This window comes from Psychrobacillus sp. MER TA 171 (assembly GCF_023713305.1).
Classification (GTDB): domain Bacteria; phylum Bacillota; class Bacilli; order Bacillales_A; family Planococcaceae; genus Psychrobacillus.
On the sequence record NZ_JAMAWN010000001.1, the window covers coordinates 344,047 to 363,173 of the forward strand.

A 19,127-nucleotide genomic window follows, 5' to 3' on the forward strand; every position below is an offset into this window, starting at 1 on the left:
AATAACAAGAATATTATAATTCATGCTAATAAATTAGGCATATTGTACTTATTTGTTCAAATTTAAAACGGGAGGAGAGTCTTAGTATACTTTTCGGCTTGTAATCTTATTGTTACACAAATGTAAAATCACTAATGTTTAAACCGTGTTAGTATGGGTATAGAGAAATTTTTAACGAGAAAAAATAGAGAAATTTTTCAATACTTCTTTGGGGGAACATCAAAATTGACTTCTTTGTTTAAAAAACTTATCACGATCTTAACACTAACTCTAGTTTTAGCCATGGGAACATTTGCGGGAAATACAGAAGCAGCTAGCTCTGTAAAATCCAACGAAATAGTATCAAGTGCGAAAAGTCTAATTGGAACTAAATATCGTTATGGTGGCACAACGAAGGCAGGATTTGATTGCTCTGGATTTATTGGGTACGTGTACAAAGGTAAAGGTGTCTCTCTTCCGAGAACTGCTGCTGGAATGTACAGTAAAGGAACGCCAGTAAAAAAAGCTAAACTAGCAGTTGGGGATTTAGTATTCTTCAATACGACTGGAAAAGGTGTTTCACATGTTGGAATGTTTATCGGGAATGGCCAATTCATTCATGCTTCATCATCAAAAGGTGTAAGAATCGATAAAATTAATGATCCTTATTACTGGGGTAAAAAATACGTAGGCGCTAAAAAAGTTGCTAACGTTCAAGTAGCTAAAAAATAATAAAATATAAATAATGTAACCGTTTCGGCTAATGAGCTGAAACGGTTTTTTCGTTGAAATGTAAATTTCTAGTTTTTGAAAGCTTTGTTAATGTTATTGGTTGATTTTGACTAACCATTCTTTTTTATAGTGACTGTTAACATAAACAAAGGAACTTTCAAATGGCTATTAAGAATATTAAAAAGATGATTAAATTGGTGTTGGTGACAGTTTTTCAGCTTTGTTTATGCGAGTAAATTGATTAGCGCTTTATCGATGCTAAAACTGTTCCCATCATTGATTGGAGCACCAGACGGCGACTCCTACGGGATGAGTGAGACAGATAAGACATCACAACCACGCGCGTAAGCGATGGGGGATGGCTTATCGCTCACCCCGAGGAAAGCGTCCGGCTGGGGCGGAAATCAATTATACTCTCTGATATAAGATTTCTTTGTATCATAAATCAACCCTACTTTTTAACATAGTCTATTTTAATAACAAAGCTAACTGAAGTGCTAGGGCATCCTGAAAGTTAGTAGGATTATAACCTGTTACTTGTGCTATTTTGTTTAAACGGTAGGTGAGGGTATGGCGATGAATCCCGAGTTCCTCAGCACAAATAGAGAGCTGAAGACTGCAATCAAAATATTTCTGCAAGGTAGTTTGTAGTTTAATATCCAGTGGCTCTAGCATTTTTTTTGTATAGGTTTGAACCTCAAAGGAATCTTTGTTTTTAAACAGAGAGTAAATTTCTACCTCCTCGAAGGAAATGACTGGCTTGTTAGGATTCCCGTATTGAAGCGCGAGCTTGGCTGTTCGGTAGGCATAATGGACTTGCTCTAATAATTGCACTTCTCTCCCTAGCCCAATGGAAAGAGAATAATATTTCTTTAGTTTTTCTGCTAATAAGGTAACTTTGCGAGTGAATGTTGTTTTATCCAAGCCAGAAATTAAAATAAAATGCTCGCTCGCTTGGTAATGACCGACTAATATAGAATCTGTTTCTAGATAGTATTCTATTTCCTGAATAATATTTTGATAAGAGGAAGACTCTGGATCTACCTCAAGCATCATTGCATAAAATGGGGCTTTGTTTTGAAAGCCTATTTTGTTGAGCCTTTCCTGTAAATATTTCTGGATTGGCTGTCCACTCATTAATTCTTCGAAGACGAGCTCTTGTATTTTCCGCTTCCATTCTCTCTCGGAGACTATCAATGCTTGATGGACCATCATTTCAGTTGTTAACTGGAGAAGTGTTGCTATCTCCTCCAAGTCGGCTGGTTCTCCCGTTACTCCAATGATTCCGACTATTTCATTTTGATAGAATATAGGTAAATTAATGCCACACTTTGTTCGGGGAAAAAGATGATTATTATCCTTTGTAATCCTTAGTGGGGACTTAGTTTTAGCTACTTCAATAGCACCTTCATGTATATGATTTACTCTTAGCTCGTCGCCAGAGGCAAGTATGACTCCGTTTGTCTGCATAACGTTAATATTTCTATGAAGACGAAGCATAGTTTGCTGTACTATTTGTTCGGCTAATTGCTTGGTTATCAATTGAATCACCTCAATGTATAAAAAACTAGCTGTTATAATACAGTTAAATTATACAATAAGTATAATGTAATCATTTTTTCTTTGCAATATAATCTTTGTAAGCGCTTTAATCGGAGGAGAGAATATATGAAAATTGTTATTAGTCCTGACTCTTACAAGGGTTCATTGTCAGCAACTGAGGTTGCTAGGGCTGTTTCCAACGCGATTCATGAGGTTGATCCATCTATTGAAACTGTATTACTACCTGTAGCAGATGGTGGGGAAGGAACGCTTGAACCCCTTGTCATTGCAACTGGTGGAACATTTGTAACTGCAACCGTTCAAGACCCGTTAGGAAAACAAATAGAGGCGGTTTATGGGGTGTTAGGAGACAAAGAGACTTGTGTCATTGAAATGGCTAGAGCTTCTGGTTTGACTCTATTGTCGCAAGCTGAAAGAAATCCGCTAAAGACATCAACGTTTGGTACAGGTGAACTGATTCGTCACGCGCTCGATCAAGGATTCCGGAAGTTTATTGTTGGAATAGGGGGGAGTGCAACGAATGATGGCGGGGCAGGGATGCTACGTGCATTAGGGGTTGAATTTAGGAATAAAGTAAAAGAAGAAATACAAGCTGGGGGAGGCTCTCTTGTAAATCTGGAAGAGATAGATATCAGTCGAATGGATAAGCGAATTCAAAGTTCACAGTTCATACTAGCTTGTGATGTGGATAATCCTTTATTAGGCAAAAATGGAGCTACGGCTGTGTTTGGTCCACAAAAAGGGGTAACTCCACAAATGGAGGACCAGCTAGAGAATGGTTTAAAGAACCTTGCAAATAAAATAGCTGAAGTGAAAGGTATTAGGGTGCATCAGATGCCAGGTGCGGGTGCAGCTGGAGGACTTGGAGGTGCTTTTCTTGCTTTATTTCCTGTCCAATTAAAGCCAGGTATAGAAGTTGTCATGGAGTCCATTCAATTTGAAAAGCACTTAGAGGATGCAGACCTCGTCATTACAGGAGAAGGTAAAACGGACAGACAAACTCTCTCTGGTAAGGCTCCGATGGGAGTTGCTGTTGCTGCAAATAAAAGAGGAATTCCCGTTATATTGCTCTCGGGCTTTATAGAGAAAGAAAGTAAAGTAGACTTGTCTACCTATTTTTCTAAGCTTGTTAGTATAGTAGACCATTCAGTAAGTGTGGAAGAATCCTTAAAAGACCCGATTCATTATTTAACTGTAAGAACTAAGGAAACAATGCAAGCCATTCTAAAGGAAGAGGTGTAAGGTCATGTTGTTTTTAGTTATTTTGTTAGGAGTTGTTTTTGTTGTAGTGGCAACTGCAGTGTTCAAGCTACATCCCTTTTTGGCTCTATTAATCAGTGCCTTCTTTGTAGGTATTGCTTCTGGTATGCCGCTGCTAACTGTTGTAGAGAATGTTAACTCTGGCTTTGGCGGTTTGATGACGAGTATCGGGATTGTAATTGTTGCGGGAACAATCATAGGGGTTATTCTTGAAAAGTCTGGTGGAGCTTACCGAATGGCAGAGGTTGTCCTTCGTATTCTAGGTGAAAAAAGACCGCAGCTTGCCATGTCCATCATAGGGTTTATCGTATCAATACCTGTATTTTGTGATTCTGGATTTATTATTTTATCAAGTTTACAAAAGTCATTAGCAAAACGTGCGAAGGTCAAGGTAGCATCTATGGCAGTAGCTTTGTCTACAGGACTTTATGCAACGCACACATTAGTGCCTCCAACTCCTGGACCAATCGCAGCAGCAGGGAATATTGGAGCAACAGATTATCTTGGAACTATAATTTTGGTCGGTTTGTTTGTAGCAATTCCTGCCACTATCGTAGGTTATTTATGGGCCGTGAAGGTTGGGACGAAAATAGACGTGCCAGCGGATCAGGAAGATGCACTGGATTATGAAGAGGTTATTAAATCCTTTGGGAAAATGCCATCTACCTTTAAAGCTTTTTTACCAATCGTACTACCAATTTTATTAATCGGCACGGGCTCAGTTGCAGCGTTAGTTGGCGATGAATCAGGATTAACGAATTTCTTGAGATTCCTTGGTTCTCCAACTGTGGCACTATTGTTCGGTGTATTAGCTTCCTTCTTATTGCTACCTGAAATTAGTGAAAAAACGCTGTCTGGTTGGATTGGTGAAAGCCTTAAGGAAGCAGCACCAATTTTATTAATCACTGGTGCAGGAGGAGCGTTTGGTACAGTTATTAAAAACTCTGGAGTAGCAGAGCTTCTACAGGAAATGGACTTAGGGGTATTGGCTAACGGAGCATTATTCTTACTAGTACCATTCCTTATTGCGGCAGCTCTTAAAACTGCACAAGGCTCCTCAACAGCTGCTCTAGTTATTACTTCATCACTAGTAGCACCAATGTTACCAACTTTAGGTATAGAGGGTGCATTACCGTTAGCGCTAGTTGTTATGGCGGTAGGAGCAGGAGCGATGACAGTGAGCCATGTAAATGACAGCTATTTCTGGGTAGTGACCCAATTTAGCGGCATGAAGGTTACCGATGCGTACAAAGCCCAAACAATGGCAACTCTACTGCAAGGTATTACAACAATCATCGTTACAGCAATCCTTTGGTTCATATTTGTGTAATATGTTACAGGTATGTCTAGGCCACCTATGTTACAGGTGCCAGGCACCTGTAACATTATTTTCAATCAAGTGAAAAACCCCATCTAGAACCGGTGCATTCGCCGGTGTTTAGATGGGGTTTTGAGTTTAGTTGAAATTAATCATGTCATCGCGATAGTTTTGTTTTAGGTCAGATTCAAGGAAGTTCATATATCTGACAAGTAACTGTGATGCTTTTCCTCGTGTAAGGACTTCGTTAGGATTAATACGATTTTTTCTATCTGGATCGATTAAGCCTAGTTCACTTGCGACATAGATACTATCCTTTGCTGATTTTGGTATTTTGTTGTCGTCAATAAACTTCGTTGTGTAACCAGGGGTTGGTGCACGTCCCTCTAATCCAAGAGAGCGAATAATAATAGTTACTGCCTCTGCTCTAGTGATAGATTTATTTGCTCCAAATATGTCAGCATTCACTGGAGTTACAATTTCTTTATTTAGTGCGCTTTCAATATATACATAGTTCGGATCATTAATATCTAAATCTGAAAATAATGCTTTTCTTATATTTTTCCTGTTTTTTGGTTTATCTTCTAATACACGCAAGTCTACAGCTTTAGCCACAGCTACAGTGAAAAGGTCTTTTTTCATTGCTGCATCAGGAGAGAAGAAGTTACTTGTTTCATCAAAAATACCTAAAGAATATAGTTTTTCAATATTTGGCTTGGACCAATGCTTTTCAATATCACGAAACTTAGGGACGATAAGTCTTTCAATTGTTGGTGTTTTATCTTTATTAATGTATGCAGTCCCTGTTGTGTTGTATGGATTAAATGGAATCTGATAATCATATTCTGCTACCATGTTTGACTTGCTTACAACTGAGTGTCCACCTACAAAGCTTGATAGAGAGGGAATATGCTTTTCGTATTCTAATACTCTAGATTTACTGTCAGAAACCTTGCTAGATACAAATGAAGTTCCTTGTGGGGAATCTATTTCATAGTCAATCAACTGAGTGTCAGTGGAGCCCCAGAAATTTTTGTAGCCAACATTATTTCCTTCCATATAAACAGTAATTAAATCATTAATTGTTTCTCTTCCGATTTTTTGACTACGCTTATAAATCTTTCTTGCAATTATATTCCCCGAATAATAATCAGTTGCTGGTCGGTTATCGATAACCGAACCTTGAGAAAACTGATAATCATCCAAGCTAAATGTCGTTTTATCAGCTAAAGTTACTTTTTCGGAGTAGCTTTTAACTGTAGTTTGAGCCGTAGTTTGATTTTTTTTAACATGAGTAGTTAAATTAGTAACGTAGACGACGCTTCTTGTTAACTTATCTCCATATTGATTACTTAAATTAAATTTATAAGTAGAAGTTAATTGGTTTTTACTTTCTTTTTCAGAGACGGTTGCTTTCCCTGTAAATGTAATTGGAGAGCCGTTTAGAAAAAATACCTCTTCATAAGAATACTCGTCTAAAATGCCACCATTAAAATCTGGAACCTTCGCGCTAGCTTCATTTGTCCCTAAGTTTAGTATAAGGAATAAAGCCATCAGGGTAACAATCGTCTTTTTTATAAGTTGATTTTTCATATGTATCCTATTTACCTCTTTCTCTATGTAATGGAGGGTATGCATGTACATACCCTGAGCAGTTAATCTACTAAAATTATTTTTGCTTGATAGTAACCATTATGAATCATGTAGAGTCGATCGTTCTTCTTCAAATCGCTGGATTTAATTATTCTTCCTTCTTTGATGAGCATTGTATTCGATAAATCTACATAGTTACGCTGATAAGCTGCTAGCCAGTCGCTATTATAGTGCTCACTAACGTCTTTTATACTTAATGTATTAGGATTCCAATGGATTGGATTATATCGACCGATGGAAACAGAATAATCCGGTGTGGAATAGCCGACTATTTTAGATGCAATTATGTGGTTATCTTTTACATAGAAGTAACCATATTTTCCATTACTATAAGTGAAATCCTTTGTTAAGTTATTATAATCCTCTGTAACTACCGTATCATTGCTAAAGCTGAAGCTAGCATTCCCAGTGGAGTACCAATAGTTATTAGACAAAACCTGAGGATTGGATAGTGAAAGCTGATACTGATTCGTGTAATTTATTTGACCAAAGTATAATTGATAATCTGCTAAGTTAGCGCTTTGAAATCCATCGTTAGTAATATGGATGACATTTGCATATTGGTTAGACGAAGCACCGTTTGCAATAACAAATGCTTTACCGCTCTGCTGAAGTGCTGTCGGATCTACTAATCGTCCGTTTCTAATAATAATAGTTCCGCTATGATATGGAATGGTTCCGTAATTAGTTAATTTGATATTTTTATTCTTTGTATCTAGACCGTATAGGCTTTCATGTAGCGTCCGTTCATTTGTCTTTTTTATAATCATTTTCTGAATGATTTCTTTTCCAGACTGCTTTACCGTTACGTAGTAAATCTCGTTGTTTCGATAATTACGAAGCTGACTTTTATCAATCTTTTTAGTGCCGAGGAAAATAGGTGTTTTATCTGTAAAGCTCTTGGAATTGATGGCAGTATTAGTTGTGTTTCTCCAGTTCCAATTAATAAATGCCTTTTCATTTTTAATAACTAACTTATTTTGTTTTGAATCGATTTGCTGAATAACACCTTTGTATATATTTTCTACTTTGATACCGTCTGTAGTTATTTCTATGGAGGACAAAGTATTCGTGTCATGCTCTGATGTTTTCAGTTTTATGCGGTCTCCCACATATAAAACGCTTAAGTCTACGATTTTATTATCTTTATATATTTCTGTGTCCTCGTCTAAATAAAATCTCGTTGATTTTTTATCTTTGAGATTGATAGCGATATACTTAGCACCTTTATCGATTTCATTGACAGTTCCTGTAAGGCTTTGTCCGATTGCTTCAGATTTATTGTTCTCAAGAGATCCTTGCTCGATGTATGTGAATCCGTTGAGCTCTCGAACTGATTGGCCATCCACAATCGCTTCCACCCACAATCCTTCCTTAAATGCACCAATTGTAGTAGGCGTCGAGTTGATGTACAAAGGGGTATATTTATCAATGGTTAGCCTTACTTCTTTTCCTTGTTCATTGATTAATATTACTTGTGAGAGTCTTTTCTCGGTTGTCTTGTCCTCAAGGGTTACTTCTTCATATATGGTTTTTAAGAAAAGTCCGTTAACCGTGGAAGAAGCATTCGCAGGAACAGTAGAAAAAATGGTGCTTATGATTAGTAATAAGCTTAATATGTACAGAGTGTTTCTAAACACATATAAACCTCCTATCTTTTGGTATTTTACTATACTTATTTATCGGTTTATTTAAAAGGATATTAAGATGTAATTCCTTTAAATTTACAAAAATGAAAAGTAGAGTTAAAAATACACAAAATTTTTAGAAAATTTTCTAAAAAAGGTGTTTTCAATTTTGAGAAAAGGAGTATAATTGCATATAATATATTGCACAGTTATAAAAGTTGCAATTTACTAAATAATTAAATTGATAGGGGTAATACAACATGAACAGTGTAAAAATCAAGTTTACAGAAAATGAAATAAAAAATGAGAAAACACCTGCCGGCCAACTTGCCTTTGGTACTAAATTTACAGATCATATGTTTATTGCAGACTATACAACAGGCATTGGATGGCATGATCATCGGATTGTCCCTTATCAACCGATTACGTTAGACCCTTCTGCAACTATATTACATTATGGGCAAACGGTATTTGAAGGCATGAAAGCGTATTTGTCTAAGGATGGCGTAGTTCGTTTATTTAGACCAGAACAAAACATGAAACGTATGAATATTTCCTGCGATCGACTTAGTATGCCTCAAATAGATGAAGAGTTTGCTATGGAAGCATTAAAAGAGCTGCTTGAGATTGATAAGGAATGGATTCCAAATGAACCAGGAACATCTCTATATATCCGACCATTTATGATTGGGACTGAAGCACATTTAGGTGTTTCTCCATCTAAGACTTATAGCTTTATGATTATTATGTCACCTGTTGGCTCTTATTATAAAGAAGGTATACATCCTGTAAAAATATTAGTAGAAAGTGAATACGTTCGTGCAGTGGCGGGTGGTACAGGAATGGCTAAAACAGCTGGTAATTATGCTTCTAGCTTAAAGGCACAGGAAGTGGCTGATAGAGAGGGTTACTCGCAAGTATTATGGCTAGATGGAATTGAACGAAAGTATATTGAAGAAGTAGGAAGCATGAATGTTTTCTTTAAAATAGATGGAGAGGTTGTTACTCCAGCCTTAAACGGTTCTATTCTAGATGGCATTACTAGAAAATCCATTATCGAGCTATTAAAATATTGGGGTGTGCCAGTAGCGGAACGCAAGGTGTCAATGGAGGAAGTTAGAGAAGCTTATTTAAACGGTAAGCTAGAAGAAGCGTTCGGAACAGGGACTGCTGCAGTTATTTCTCCAATTGGTGAGCTTCGCTGGAAAGGTGAGCTATTCTATGTAAATAACGGAGAAACTGGTGAGTTATCTAAGAAATTATATGATACATTGACTGGCATTCAAAGTGGAACAGTGGAAGATCCTTTTGGCTGGGTTACAGAACTAAAATAAAAGTGTGAATCGCTCCTAGTTTACGAATAGGAGCGATTCTTTTCTTTGAAAAATGAACTGATGTTATAAACTGGTTGCAGTTTACAGCTCGTTTAATGAAGGACATGAGATGGTTCTGGTAGGAAAGCATGTCTTTACAGGTTGATACTACAGTCTCCATTATTCACACGTTGTACATCCAATTAATTTAATTAGTAGGAATCTCGTAGTCAAAATGTAAATCTTGTTTAATCCGAAAATTTTCACAATAAGCTACGTAGGTTCTATCTTTAATATCAGGGTAGTTTTTTATTAAATTGGGAAGCAGCTCGGTGTTTACAAAAGGATAGTCACACTTTTTATCGAAAAAGTAATATTGAAACGAACTATAAGGATAGTATTCCATCTTATTGGTCATAGCCTTGGAAGTCGTTAAAGGGTTTTGATGAATGTAACTACTGACATTTAATAAGCCTATAGGGTCGGAAACCATACTGGAAAAAAATCTGGTTTCATAGAGTTGTCCAAAATAATTATATTTACGTTTGAAGTATTCTGAGTAAGTCTTGTTGATGGATAACATCACTTCCGAAAGTGGTGTCTCAGGGGAGCAGATCAAAAGGTGGTAATGATTATTCATAATACAGTAAGCAATAATTATGAAATTCGATTTTTTATATGTACGTTGTAAAGCACGGAAAAAGAGAGAAACATCTCCCTCGTTCAAGAAAATATTCTGTCGATTATTGCCTCTCATTGTCACGTGATAATAAATCTCTGGCTGCCAAATCCTCCGCATTCTCCCCATTTTTCTAACCTCCATCTATTCTTTTAACAAACATACTATAAACCTATAAAATGTACAATAACGGAAATTATGCAATATTCACAATAATTTGATTTTTATAGATAGTATTCGATTAAATTCTTGTTTTATTGCTTAAAATTGTATCGAAAATAAAATTATAGCGCTTTGTTATCAGTTCATTACAGGTGCCAGGCACCTGTAATGATTCTGTAATGTGTATAATTTGGTCGGTATATTGTGTTAAAATAGCCATAAAGAGGGGGATTCCGTATGAAAGAGCAGATATTAATTATAGAGGATGAGGAAAATATTGCTCGTGTTCTACAATTAGAGCTGGAATTCGAGGGGTATTCTGTCGAGATTGCTTATACAGGTACAGATGGCCTTATTAAATATAGAGAAAAGCCCTGGGATCTTGTGCTGTTAGATTTGATGCTGCCAGGATTAAATGGGTTAGATGTATTAAGGAGAATTAGAGCAACAGAGGCTAAAACTCCAGTTATTTTATTGACTGCAAAGAGCGGGCTGGAGGACAAGGTGAAGGGATTGGATTTAGGGGCAAACGATTATGTGACGAAGCCGTTTGAAATTGAAGAGCTTCTTGCTCGTGTGCGGTCAGCCATTCGTTTCAATAAATCCTCTGCTTCTGCACCAGATCAAGTAGACAATATTCATGTTCATGTTTTCCATTCTATTACTTTAAATGAGCAAACGAGAGAGATTACTAATGATGGGGAACAAGTCAATTTGACGCCACGAGAGTATGATTTACTACTTTACTTAATAAAGCATCCTAACCAAGTGTTATCAAGGGAACAACTTTTAGACGCTGTGTGGGGCTTTGATTATTATGGAGATACAAATATTGTGGACGTTTACATAAGATATGTACGAAAAAAATTAGAGGAGAAAAATTGTTCTTCTTTCATTCAAACCGTAAGAGGCGTGGGATATGTTTTGAAGGAGCTGAAAAATGAAGCTTAAAGCAAAAATTCATCTTTTCTCTACATTTTTAACGCTAGTAATTTTAGGGTTAATGAATATAGGTATCTATTTTATATTTGAGTCAATGGCTTTCGATACCGAGTATAATCAGTTGAATAATGAAGTGGATGAGCTGGTTGGCGCTCTCAGTAAAATGGGAGCGGATGACGATCCAGCTACTATTTTACGTGCTTTTATCCCTCCTAATGGAGGAATTAGAGTGATCAACGCCAAGGGTGAGTCTATCGTCTTTGTAGAGTCAATCGAAGAGATGAAAGATTATAAACCGGAGTTAGAGAATGGAGAGCGATATACCTCAGGTTATTTTCGAGGTGTCCCCGTCCTAACTATAACAAAGCCAGTCATATGGCAAAATGGCGAAGTTGTTGAGATCCATACGCTTAAACAGCTTGTGGAGGTAGATAAAAATTTAAAATTCCTTCGTTGGACCTTAATAGGGGTAACTATAATAGGGATGCTCCTTATGACAATTTCAAGTGTCACTTTAGGTAATATCATTACTAAACCTATAAATAAATTAATTAAAACCATGTCCCAAAGCAGGATGTCAGGAAAATATCAAAAAATAGAGTTAAGTAAAAATCGTAAAGACGAAATGACTCAGATGGGAATAGCGTTTAATGAAATGATGGAGCAGCTAGAGGAAAACTACAATAAGCAGGAGCAGTTTGTTTCTGATGCTTCACATGAATTAAAAACGCCACTCACTGTCATCGAAAGCTATGCAAAGCTATTGTCTCGTCATGGCTTCAAAGATAAAGCAATTGCAGAGGAATCGGTAAATGCAATCATTCATGAGACGGCAAGAATGAAAGAGATGATTTCTCAAATGTTGTTACTAGCTAAAGGGAATGGACAGCATACTCAAAAGTCGGAAACAATTGATTTATATGAGCTGGTGGAAAATACCTTGCAATCTATGCGCACTGCTTATAATCGTAAATTTATATTAAAAGGTGATGGCCCTGTCTACGTGAACACGGATATGGAGCAGCTAACACAGCTTCTTTTTATTATTCTAGATAATGCGAGGAAATACAGCGAAAAAGAAATTAAGACAACGATTACCGAGGAAGAAAATCATACAGTGGTCGCAATTTTAGACTATGGGAACGGTATTCCTAAAAAAGATCTTGATTATATCTTTGACCGATTTTATCGTGTCGACGAGGATCGAAATAGGAAAACAGGTGGAACTGGTCTTGGATTGTCCATTGCAAAAGAGATTGCCAACCGTTTATCTCTCGAATTGGAAATAGATAGCACAATTGGGTTTGGCACTACTATTTATATTTTTATTCCAAAAACTCCAATTCTCATCAATTTTTAATGTTTGTCTTTTAAAATAGAATTGGGGGGAGGGAAGCATGAATGAAATTTACTAAAATCAAAAAATATACATTGATTTTTGTGTCAGTGATCGTCATTGTAGGCACTGGGTTTTTGTTTAATGTTACCCAAACGAACAGGCAATTTATGTCAGAGAATGATGTTCGTTCCCAGCTAGAGCAATTGTATGATGCAGAGGTAACTGATATAACGTTAAAAGAAAATGTATATAAGGCTGTTATTACAAAAGGTGGCTCTGTTTATTTAGTAGAGGTTAACTCTACAAATGGAGATATTTACACAATGGAGCAGACGAATGAATATATGTTAACAGGTATTTCTCAGCCTGTTGAGCAATCGGAATTCGCCACATATAGTGATACTTTTGAAGTTAGGGAATATCCATTAACTAGTAATATACGTAAGAAAGAAACAAACAATAACATTGTAGTAGAAATGAGTCCCATTACGCAAATACAGGTAAAAGAGGATACAATGAGCATGGTTAATAAAGTAGAAACCGCTCAAGCGACTGAAATGAAGTTGATTAAGTCTAGTATTTCAGCCACTTCTTCAATCCAAGAAAAGTTAAGTGATTCTAAAGTAGACAAGCCAATCACAGAAGTAATTAAAAATGCAATAAAGGATGTCCTGAAAACTGAGCCTGTGAAAACAGAGGAAGTTAAAAAGGAACCAGTCAAAGTGGAGGTTGCCAAGTCCGATGAGGGCAAGGCTGATGCTAAGGCAGAGGCTGCAGCTGACTCTATAGAAGGTATTAAAACAGACTCTTCTAAAACAGAACCAACCAAAACAGATATAAGCAAGACGGAAACTAAAAATGAAACCTCCAAAGTGGAGCCTGTAAAGGTAGAATCTACTAAGACAGAGACTAGCAAGACAGAAGAGCCGAAAAAAGAGGAAGCTAAAAAGGAAGAGCCAGACGCTAGCTCTACTAGTAACAATAAAACACAAACTGAAACCAAAAAACCTGACGAAGCGAAGCAGGAAATTACTGCTACCGTGTTAATTACTCCGGAGCAAGCAACTAAAATAGCCCAGCAACAATACAAGGGAACCGTGGATAGCAATTCCTTTATAAAAACAAATGAAGGTGGCTACTATTTAATAGTGATGCAAACCGCAGATGGTAACTCGAAGGATAGTAAGGATAAAAAAACAAAAGCGACGATCCAGGTACATGCAATCTCTGGAAAAATATTATCAGTAACATGGGAATAAAAATTCTCATCAATTTCTAATAAAACTCTCTGTGTATTCTCATTTAGTTCAGATATGATGAATATATAGAAAAATTATCTTTAATGTTGTTGAACGAGTTTTGAAGGAGCTCTTTCTCCAACTTAGTATAATCGGGGATATCTAACACACGAGCGATAAAACGATGTGGAAGTACGAAGGCAAAAAACTTACGGCGTATTAAATATACCTTGAGCGATAACAAGGAAAAAACATCTCATTCTACCATCCCCGTAGAATGAGGTGTTTTTATTTACATTTTAACTTTTCTGGAAAATAGTATATCCTTTATTTAATCGATGAAACGGAGCTATATTTCATAGTTTACAATACTCTAATAGAGGTGATTACACATATGTATGACGTGGTAGCATTAGGTGAGATATTAATCGACTTTACACCCTATGGGCAATCCGACAATAAAAATACATTATTTGAAAGAAATCCGGGTGGAGCTCCAGCAAACGTATTGGTTATGCTTAGTAAATTAGGGCTAAAAACATCCTTTATCGGTAAAGTAGGGGCAGATGATTTTGGGACGTTTCTTAAGGAAACTTTAGTATCTAATCATGTAGATACGACTGGTGTAGTGACAACTGGACAATTCAACACGACCTTGGCCTTTATTCATCTCCATCCGGATGGTGACCGTTCTTTTAGTTTTTACCGTAAACCAGGTGCTGATATTACTTTAGAGGAACAAGAAGTGAACTATGAATTAATCGACAAAGCAAGATTATTTCATTTTGGCTCCGTTTCCATGACTAGTGAACCTGCGAGACAAGCTACTCTTAGTGCAGTTCAATATGCAAAAAACAAAGGGATACTAATTTCATACGACCCTAATTTGCGTGAAAGTCTATGGGACGATCTAAGTGAAGCGAAGAAAGTCATCTCTGATAGCATGTACTTTGCAGACATATTAAAGGTATCTGAAGAAGAGCTTCACTTTTTAACTGACACAATGGACTATGAAAATGGAACTAAACTATTAAGTAGAAACTATGGAATTCCATTGATTTTGGTGACTTTGGGCGAGAAAGGATGCTTTTTTAGATATAAGGATAAAACAGAAATGATTCCACCATATGTAGTAGAAGCAATTGATACAACCGGATCAGGAGATGCTTTCTATGGGGCTTTTCTATTCAAAATTTTAGCAGAGTCTAATATGGAGAATTTGAATATAGACAAGCTAAAATCTAGTGTGCTCTTTGCTAATGCGGCAGGAGCATTAGCTGCTACAAAAAGAGGCGGAATACCTGCTCTTCCTACATTAAAGGATATTTGTCAATTGCAGGAGGACAGCCGTAACGAAGTCTAATAGTGACTTTAAATAAAAAAAAGTGAAATCAAGTTGCTGATTTCACTTTTTTTATTTAGTGACTAGTATATGTCCATGTGCAGTATTATTTCTTTCTTTTTGTCAATCTTCCTAGGGCAAATGCACCTGCTGCAAGACCGATCATAGTGTTCGTTTTTTTGTTAAACACTTGTTTTACGACAAGATTCATGTTTGCAGGGCGTTCAGCAAGACGTCTCATGAAGTAACCGTACCAGTCTTTTCCGAATGGTACATATGTGCAGAAGTTAAAGCCTTCTTTTGCTAGCTGTAACTGCATATCCGTACGGAAACCATATAGCATTTGGAACTCAAATTTATCATGTGAAATATTATTATCAATTATAAATTGCTTGATATGATTGATGACATTATGATCATGTGTTGCGATAGAAGTAAATTTACCATTTAATAAGTGCCATTCAATTAGCTCTATATAATTTTGGTCAATTTCCTCTTTTGTTTGATAAGCTACGTCTGCAGGTTCTTTGTAAGCTCCTTTTACAATACGTAGACGGAAGTTTTTATACTTTTGAATATCTTCAGCTGCTCTAAAGAAGTATGCTTGGATAACTGTTCCAACTTGGTCGTATTCCTTAGATAGCTCGTCCAATATGTCAAAGGAAGGCTGTAAATGTTTGTTAGATTCCATATCAATATTAATGAATGTATTATATTTTTTTGCGACTGCAATAATATCTTTTAAATTTTGTAAAGCAAAATCATAATCTATATCCAATCCTAATTGGGATGGTTTTAATGAGATATGAGCATCAACCTGATGTTCCTCTATTGCTTCAATCACTGCGATAATTTGAGCTTTGGCTTCTAAAGCCTCTTCTTTTTCAAAGACAAATTCCCCTAAATTATCTACCGTACAAGAGATACCTTGAGCATTAAGCTTTTTAATACTTTCCATCGTTTCTTCGATATTAGTCCCAGCTACAACATGTTGGGCACCCATTTTTAAACCATACTTTTTAGCGGCCCCATTTAATACTTGGTTTTCTGATAATGTCATAAAAATATCTTTTAACATGATGATACTCCTATCTCTATTGTGATAATTAATTATAGCATATAACATCTTTTTTCGTGCAAGTAGGACAAATAACCTCATACACAGAATGCAAATAATCACTATTTTTACCTTTTTTTAAATAATTAGAAAATGTCTTGCGTAAATAGTCGAATTGAGATAACTTTTAGTAGTATATGAATCTATTAGTAGGAGCATTTATACATATCATATTAGGAGGTAAGACATGAGAAACAAAAAAATTAAACAGACTGCAGTAGCCGCAATCGTAGCTACATCATTATTCTCAGCTTCAAGCATTTCCTTCGCAAGTACATCTTTTCAACAGGTAGTAGATAATGCCAGAAAAGACATCAAACAAGCATCCTATTCTTATAACACACCTGCTCAAACAGGGAAATTGGCAACGAGCAAAGAGTTGTATCCTATTTTAAACAAAGCTAAAGCCAATTATCAAAAAGCAAGAAATGAAATTAATAAATCGAATGTAAAAAATAAATCTGCTCTTTTAAAAAGCTTAAATGAATTATATGCTGAACGAGTGACAAAAGGACTTATTCCCTATATCGATGCTTATAACTATGCAGACAAATATTTAACACCAATTATGAAAGAAATTGAAGCTGCTGAAGCGGATAACGACTGGGAAAAAATTGAGAAAGGCTATCACAAGCTTTCTGCCCAATTAAAAACAAGAACTGCAATACTTTATCGTTTTACTGGAAGAGATGCTCGTCATCTATTGCTAACTCAATACAAGGATCCAGCTAATGAAGTAAGAAACGAATTGATGGTTCCGGTGACCGTTTATATGAAGGTTAAGCAAGCGCAGGCATTACTGACTGCAGATAAAACAGAGGAAGCAAATAAAGTAATTGAAACAATCCAGCCACTTCTTGACAGACTACCAAGTGACAAGGATCTTCCTGCAGTTAAACAGCTTTTAGAGATGGTTCATGCATTAGCTGATCATGTAGATGCAGACTTCACTCTATCTGTTATGCATGTCAATGATACACATGGCCACGTAGAAAAAGGGCCAAAACGTGTCACGGCAGTGAAAGAATATAGAACGTTGCATCCAGATGCCCTACTTGTAGATGCAGGAGATGTATTGACTGGTACACTGTACTTTAACGAATTCAAGGGACAAGCAGACGTAGAAATGATGAATCTCATGAACTATGATGTGATGACGTTTGGTAACCACGAATTTGATTTAGGGTCTTCTCCTGAGGGACATAAAGCTTTAAAAGAGTTTATCGAGAAATCCAATTTCCCATTTGTTAGCTCCAACGTAGACTTCTCTCAAGATGATTTATTCAATGGGCTATTTAATGTAAAAGTATCATCGGACCCTAAAAATGGACAAATCTACAGTGGTATCGTAAAAGAAATTAACGGTCAAAAAGTTGGTATCTTTGGTTTAACGACTGCTGAAACAGAAGGAATTTCAAGTCCAGAAAAAGTGAAATTTACAGACTACATTAAAGCAGCTCAAACGATGGTAGATGAGTTTGAAAAACAAGGAATTAACAAAGTAATGGCAGTTACTCATATTGGTTACGATGACAACCCAGCAGTAGATAATGATTTGATGCTAGCAGCCGCTGTCACAGGAATCGATGTAATTGTTGGTGGACACAGTCATACACAGCTGGACAAGCCTGTGATTGTTAATAAAGACAGTAAGGGTGTTGAGAAAGATCCTACCGTGATTGTGCAAGCATATCAATATAGCGAATTCCTAGGCACTTTAGAGGTAGACTTCGATAAAGATGGTAAAGTAATAGCTCATGAAGGTGCTTTAATACCGATAAAAGATCAAAAAGATGATGAGGAAGCCCTTAAGCTTATCGAAAAGTACTCCACGATAGTTAAAGAAGTTGAATCAAAAGAAATTGGAGTAACTACAGATAAAGATTTAGAAAATCCTCGCCTAAGTGGTGATGATTCACAGTCAAGCGTACGTAAAAATGAAACGATCCTCGGCAATATAATTACAGATGGAATGTTAGCAAAAGCTAAAAAGTATGATGCCAAAGTAATCATGGCACTTCAAAATGGTGGAGGAATTCGTTCAGATATTAAAGCAGGACCAATCACTGTTGGTGACGTAATTACGGTACTTCCTTTCGGTAATACATTAGCGACAATGGAAATCAGTGGTGCTGACCTGAAGGCTGCATTTGAGATCAGCTTTAAATCATATCCAAAGGAAAATGGAGGATTCTTACACGTTGCTGGAGGTAAGGTAGAATTTGACTCATCGAAGCCAGCGGGTGAAAGAGTTGTTTCTATTAAATACTTTGGTGCTGATGGTAAATTAGTAGACGTGAAGGATACAGAGACTTATGTAATTGCTACCAATGCGTTTACAGCTAAGGGTGGAGACAGCTACGATGTTTTCGAGAAAATTTATAAAGCTGGTAAAGTAACTGACTTAGGTCTTTCTGATTGGGAAAATTTAAGAGAACAGTTTGAATCCCTTGATAAAATACCTACAGAAATAGAAGGTAGAATTGTAGATGTAAAAAAATAGTCTTAACTTTTTTCAAGGAGGCTGGGACGTAACTAGTCTATAAATTAAAAAACATGAAACGGAAACTCGATTTCATGTTTTTACTTCATTTTAAAGGTCCGCACAATTTCTTGTAAGAAACCTTTCAATTTTAGTTGTTTGAAGTGGAGGTGGCGACTCCTGGGGGAACAGCACGAGCTGAAAGCCCCGCAGGAGCGAAGCGACGAGGAGATTGAAGCCGTGCCCCCGGAAAGCGTCCACTGTAACGGAAAACAACTACAGGTATATTTGAATAGAAGCCTCGAAAAATTTACAAGGTCGTAAAATTTTCGAGGCTTTTTATTTTTGAGTAGAGTTTTGTCCCACCCTCTTTTTAGATG

Annotated in this window: 14 protein-coding genes; 9 read left to right on the top strand and 5 right to left on the bottom strand. The window is 36.5% G+C overall.

The window, feature by feature from the left end:
• The first annotated feature begins 225 nt into the window (after positions 1–225).
• Complete coding sequence (locus tag M3627_RS01530) at positions 226–711, top strand: C40 family peptidase (RefSeq protein ID WP_240949614.1); 486 nt, start codon at positions 226–228, stop codon at positions 709–711.
• A gap of 468 nt (positions 712–1,179) precedes the next feature.
• Here the strand turns inward: M3627_RS01530 and M3627_RS01535 are convergent, their stop codons facing one another.
• The gene (locus M3627_RS01535) at positions 1,180–2,262 is read right to left on the bottom strand and encodes a CdaR family transcriptional regulator (protein ID WP_251552709.1); all 1,083 of its coding nucleotides are present in this window, start codon (positions 2,260–2,262) and stop codon (positions 1,180–1,182) included.
• A gap of 117 nt (positions 2,263–2,379) precedes the next feature.
• Here M3627_RS01535 and M3627_RS01540 point away from each other — a divergent pair, with 117 nt between their 5' ends.
• Together M3627_RS01540 and M3627_RS01545 are read left to right on the top strand one after the other, a co-directional pair.
• The gene (locus M3627_RS01540; RefSeq protein ID WP_251552711.1) at positions 2,380–3,516 is read left to right on the top strand and encodes a glycerate kinase; all 1,137 of its coding nucleotides are present in this window, start codon (positions 2,380–2,382) and stop codon (positions 3,514–3,516) included.
• Between the two features lie 4 nt (positions 3,517–3,520).
• Positions 3,521–4,864, top strand: a complete 1,344-nt coding sequence (locus tag M3627_RS01545; protein WP_169358756.1) for a GntP family permease — start codon at positions 3,521–3,523, stop codon at positions 4,862–4,864.
• Between the two features lie 126 nt (positions 4,865–4,990).
• Here M3627_RS01545 and M3627_RS01550 read toward each other — a convergent pair whose 3' ends face one another.
• Complete coding sequence (locus tag M3627_RS01550; protein ID WP_251552712.1) at positions 4,991–6,445, bottom strand: S-layer homology domain-containing protein; 1,455 nt, start codon at positions 6,443–6,445, stop codon at positions 4,991–4,993.
• 62 nt (positions 6,446–6,507) lie between these two features.
• Positions 6,508–8,145 (bottom strand): hypothetical protein, encoded by a 1,638-nt coding sequence (locus M3627_RS01555; protein ID WP_251552714.1) that lies wholly within the window; start codon positions 8,143–8,145, stop codon positions 6,508–6,510.
• A 248-nt stretch (positions 8,146–8,393) separates the two neighbouring features.
• Between M3627_RS01555 and M3627_RS01560 the strand changes: the two genes are divergently transcribed.
• Positions 8,394–9,467 carry a branched-chain amino acid aminotransferase gene (locus M3627_RS01560; protein WP_169358759.1) on the top strand — a complete coding sequence of 358 codons (1,074 nt, stop codon included), beginning with the start codon at positions 8,394–8,396 and terminating at the stop codon, positions 9,465–9,467.
• Positions 9,468–9,654: 187 nt separating this feature from the next.
• Here M3627_RS01560 and M3627_RS01565 read toward each other — a convergent pair whose 3' ends face one another.
• On the bottom strand, positions 9,655–10,254 hold the full coding sequence (locus M3627_RS01565; RefSeq protein ID WP_251552715.1) for a transposase: 600 nt from the start codon (positions 10,252–10,254) through the stop codon (positions 9,655–9,657).
• Between the two features lie 270 nt (positions 10,255–10,524).
• Between M3627_RS01565 and M3627_RS01570 the strand changes: the two genes are divergently transcribed.
• The 4 genes from M3627_RS01570 to M3627_RS01585 all read left to right on the top strand — a co-directional run bounded on the left by M3627_RS01570 (position 10,525) and on the right by M3627_RS01585 (position 15,169).
• Positions 10,525–11,238: a response regulator transcription factor gene (locus M3627_RS01570; RefSeq protein WP_169358761.1), complete on the top strand. Its 714-nt coding sequence runs from the start codon at positions 10,525–10,527 to the stop codon at positions 11,236–11,238.
• Positions 11,228–12,589 (top strand): sensor histidine kinase, encoded by a 1,362-nt coding sequence (locus M3627_RS01575; RefSeq protein ID WP_169358762.1) that lies wholly within the window; start codon positions 11,228–11,230, stop codon positions 12,587–12,589. Before M3627_RS01570 ends, M3627_RS01575 begins: the two co-directional genes overlap by 11 nt.
• Positions 12,590–12,630: 41 nt before the next feature.
• The gene (locus tag M3627_RS01580; protein ID WP_251552716.1) at positions 12,631–13,827 is read left to right on the top strand and encodes a PepSY domain-containing protein; all 1,197 of its coding nucleotides are present in this window, start codon (positions 12,631–12,633) and stop codon (positions 13,825–13,827) included.
• 373 nt (positions 13,828–14,200) lie between these two features.
• On the top strand, positions 14,201–15,169 hold the full coding sequence (locus M3627_RS01585; RefSeq protein WP_251552718.1) for a carbohydrate kinase family protein: 969 nt from the start codon (positions 14,201–14,203) through the stop codon (positions 15,167–15,169).
• Between the two features lie 85 nt (positions 15,170–15,254).
• Here the strand turns inward: M3627_RS01585 and M3627_RS01590 are convergent, their stop codons facing one another.
• Positions 15,255–16,226: a proline dehydrogenase family protein gene (locus M3627_RS01590; protein WP_169358765.1), complete on the bottom strand. Its 972-nt coding sequence runs from the start codon at positions 16,224–16,226 to the stop codon at positions 15,255–15,257.
• Between the two features lie 226 nt (positions 16,227–16,452).
• On the opposite strand from M3627_RS01590, the gene M3627_RS01595 reads away from it, so the two are divergent.
• A complete protein-coding gene (locus M3627_RS01595; protein ID WP_251552720.1) occupies positions 16,453–18,768 on the top strand; it encodes a 5'-nucleotidase C-terminal domain-containing protein in 2,316 nt (771 codons plus the stop codon).
• The last annotated feature ends 359 nt before the right edge of the window (positions 18,769–19,127 follow it).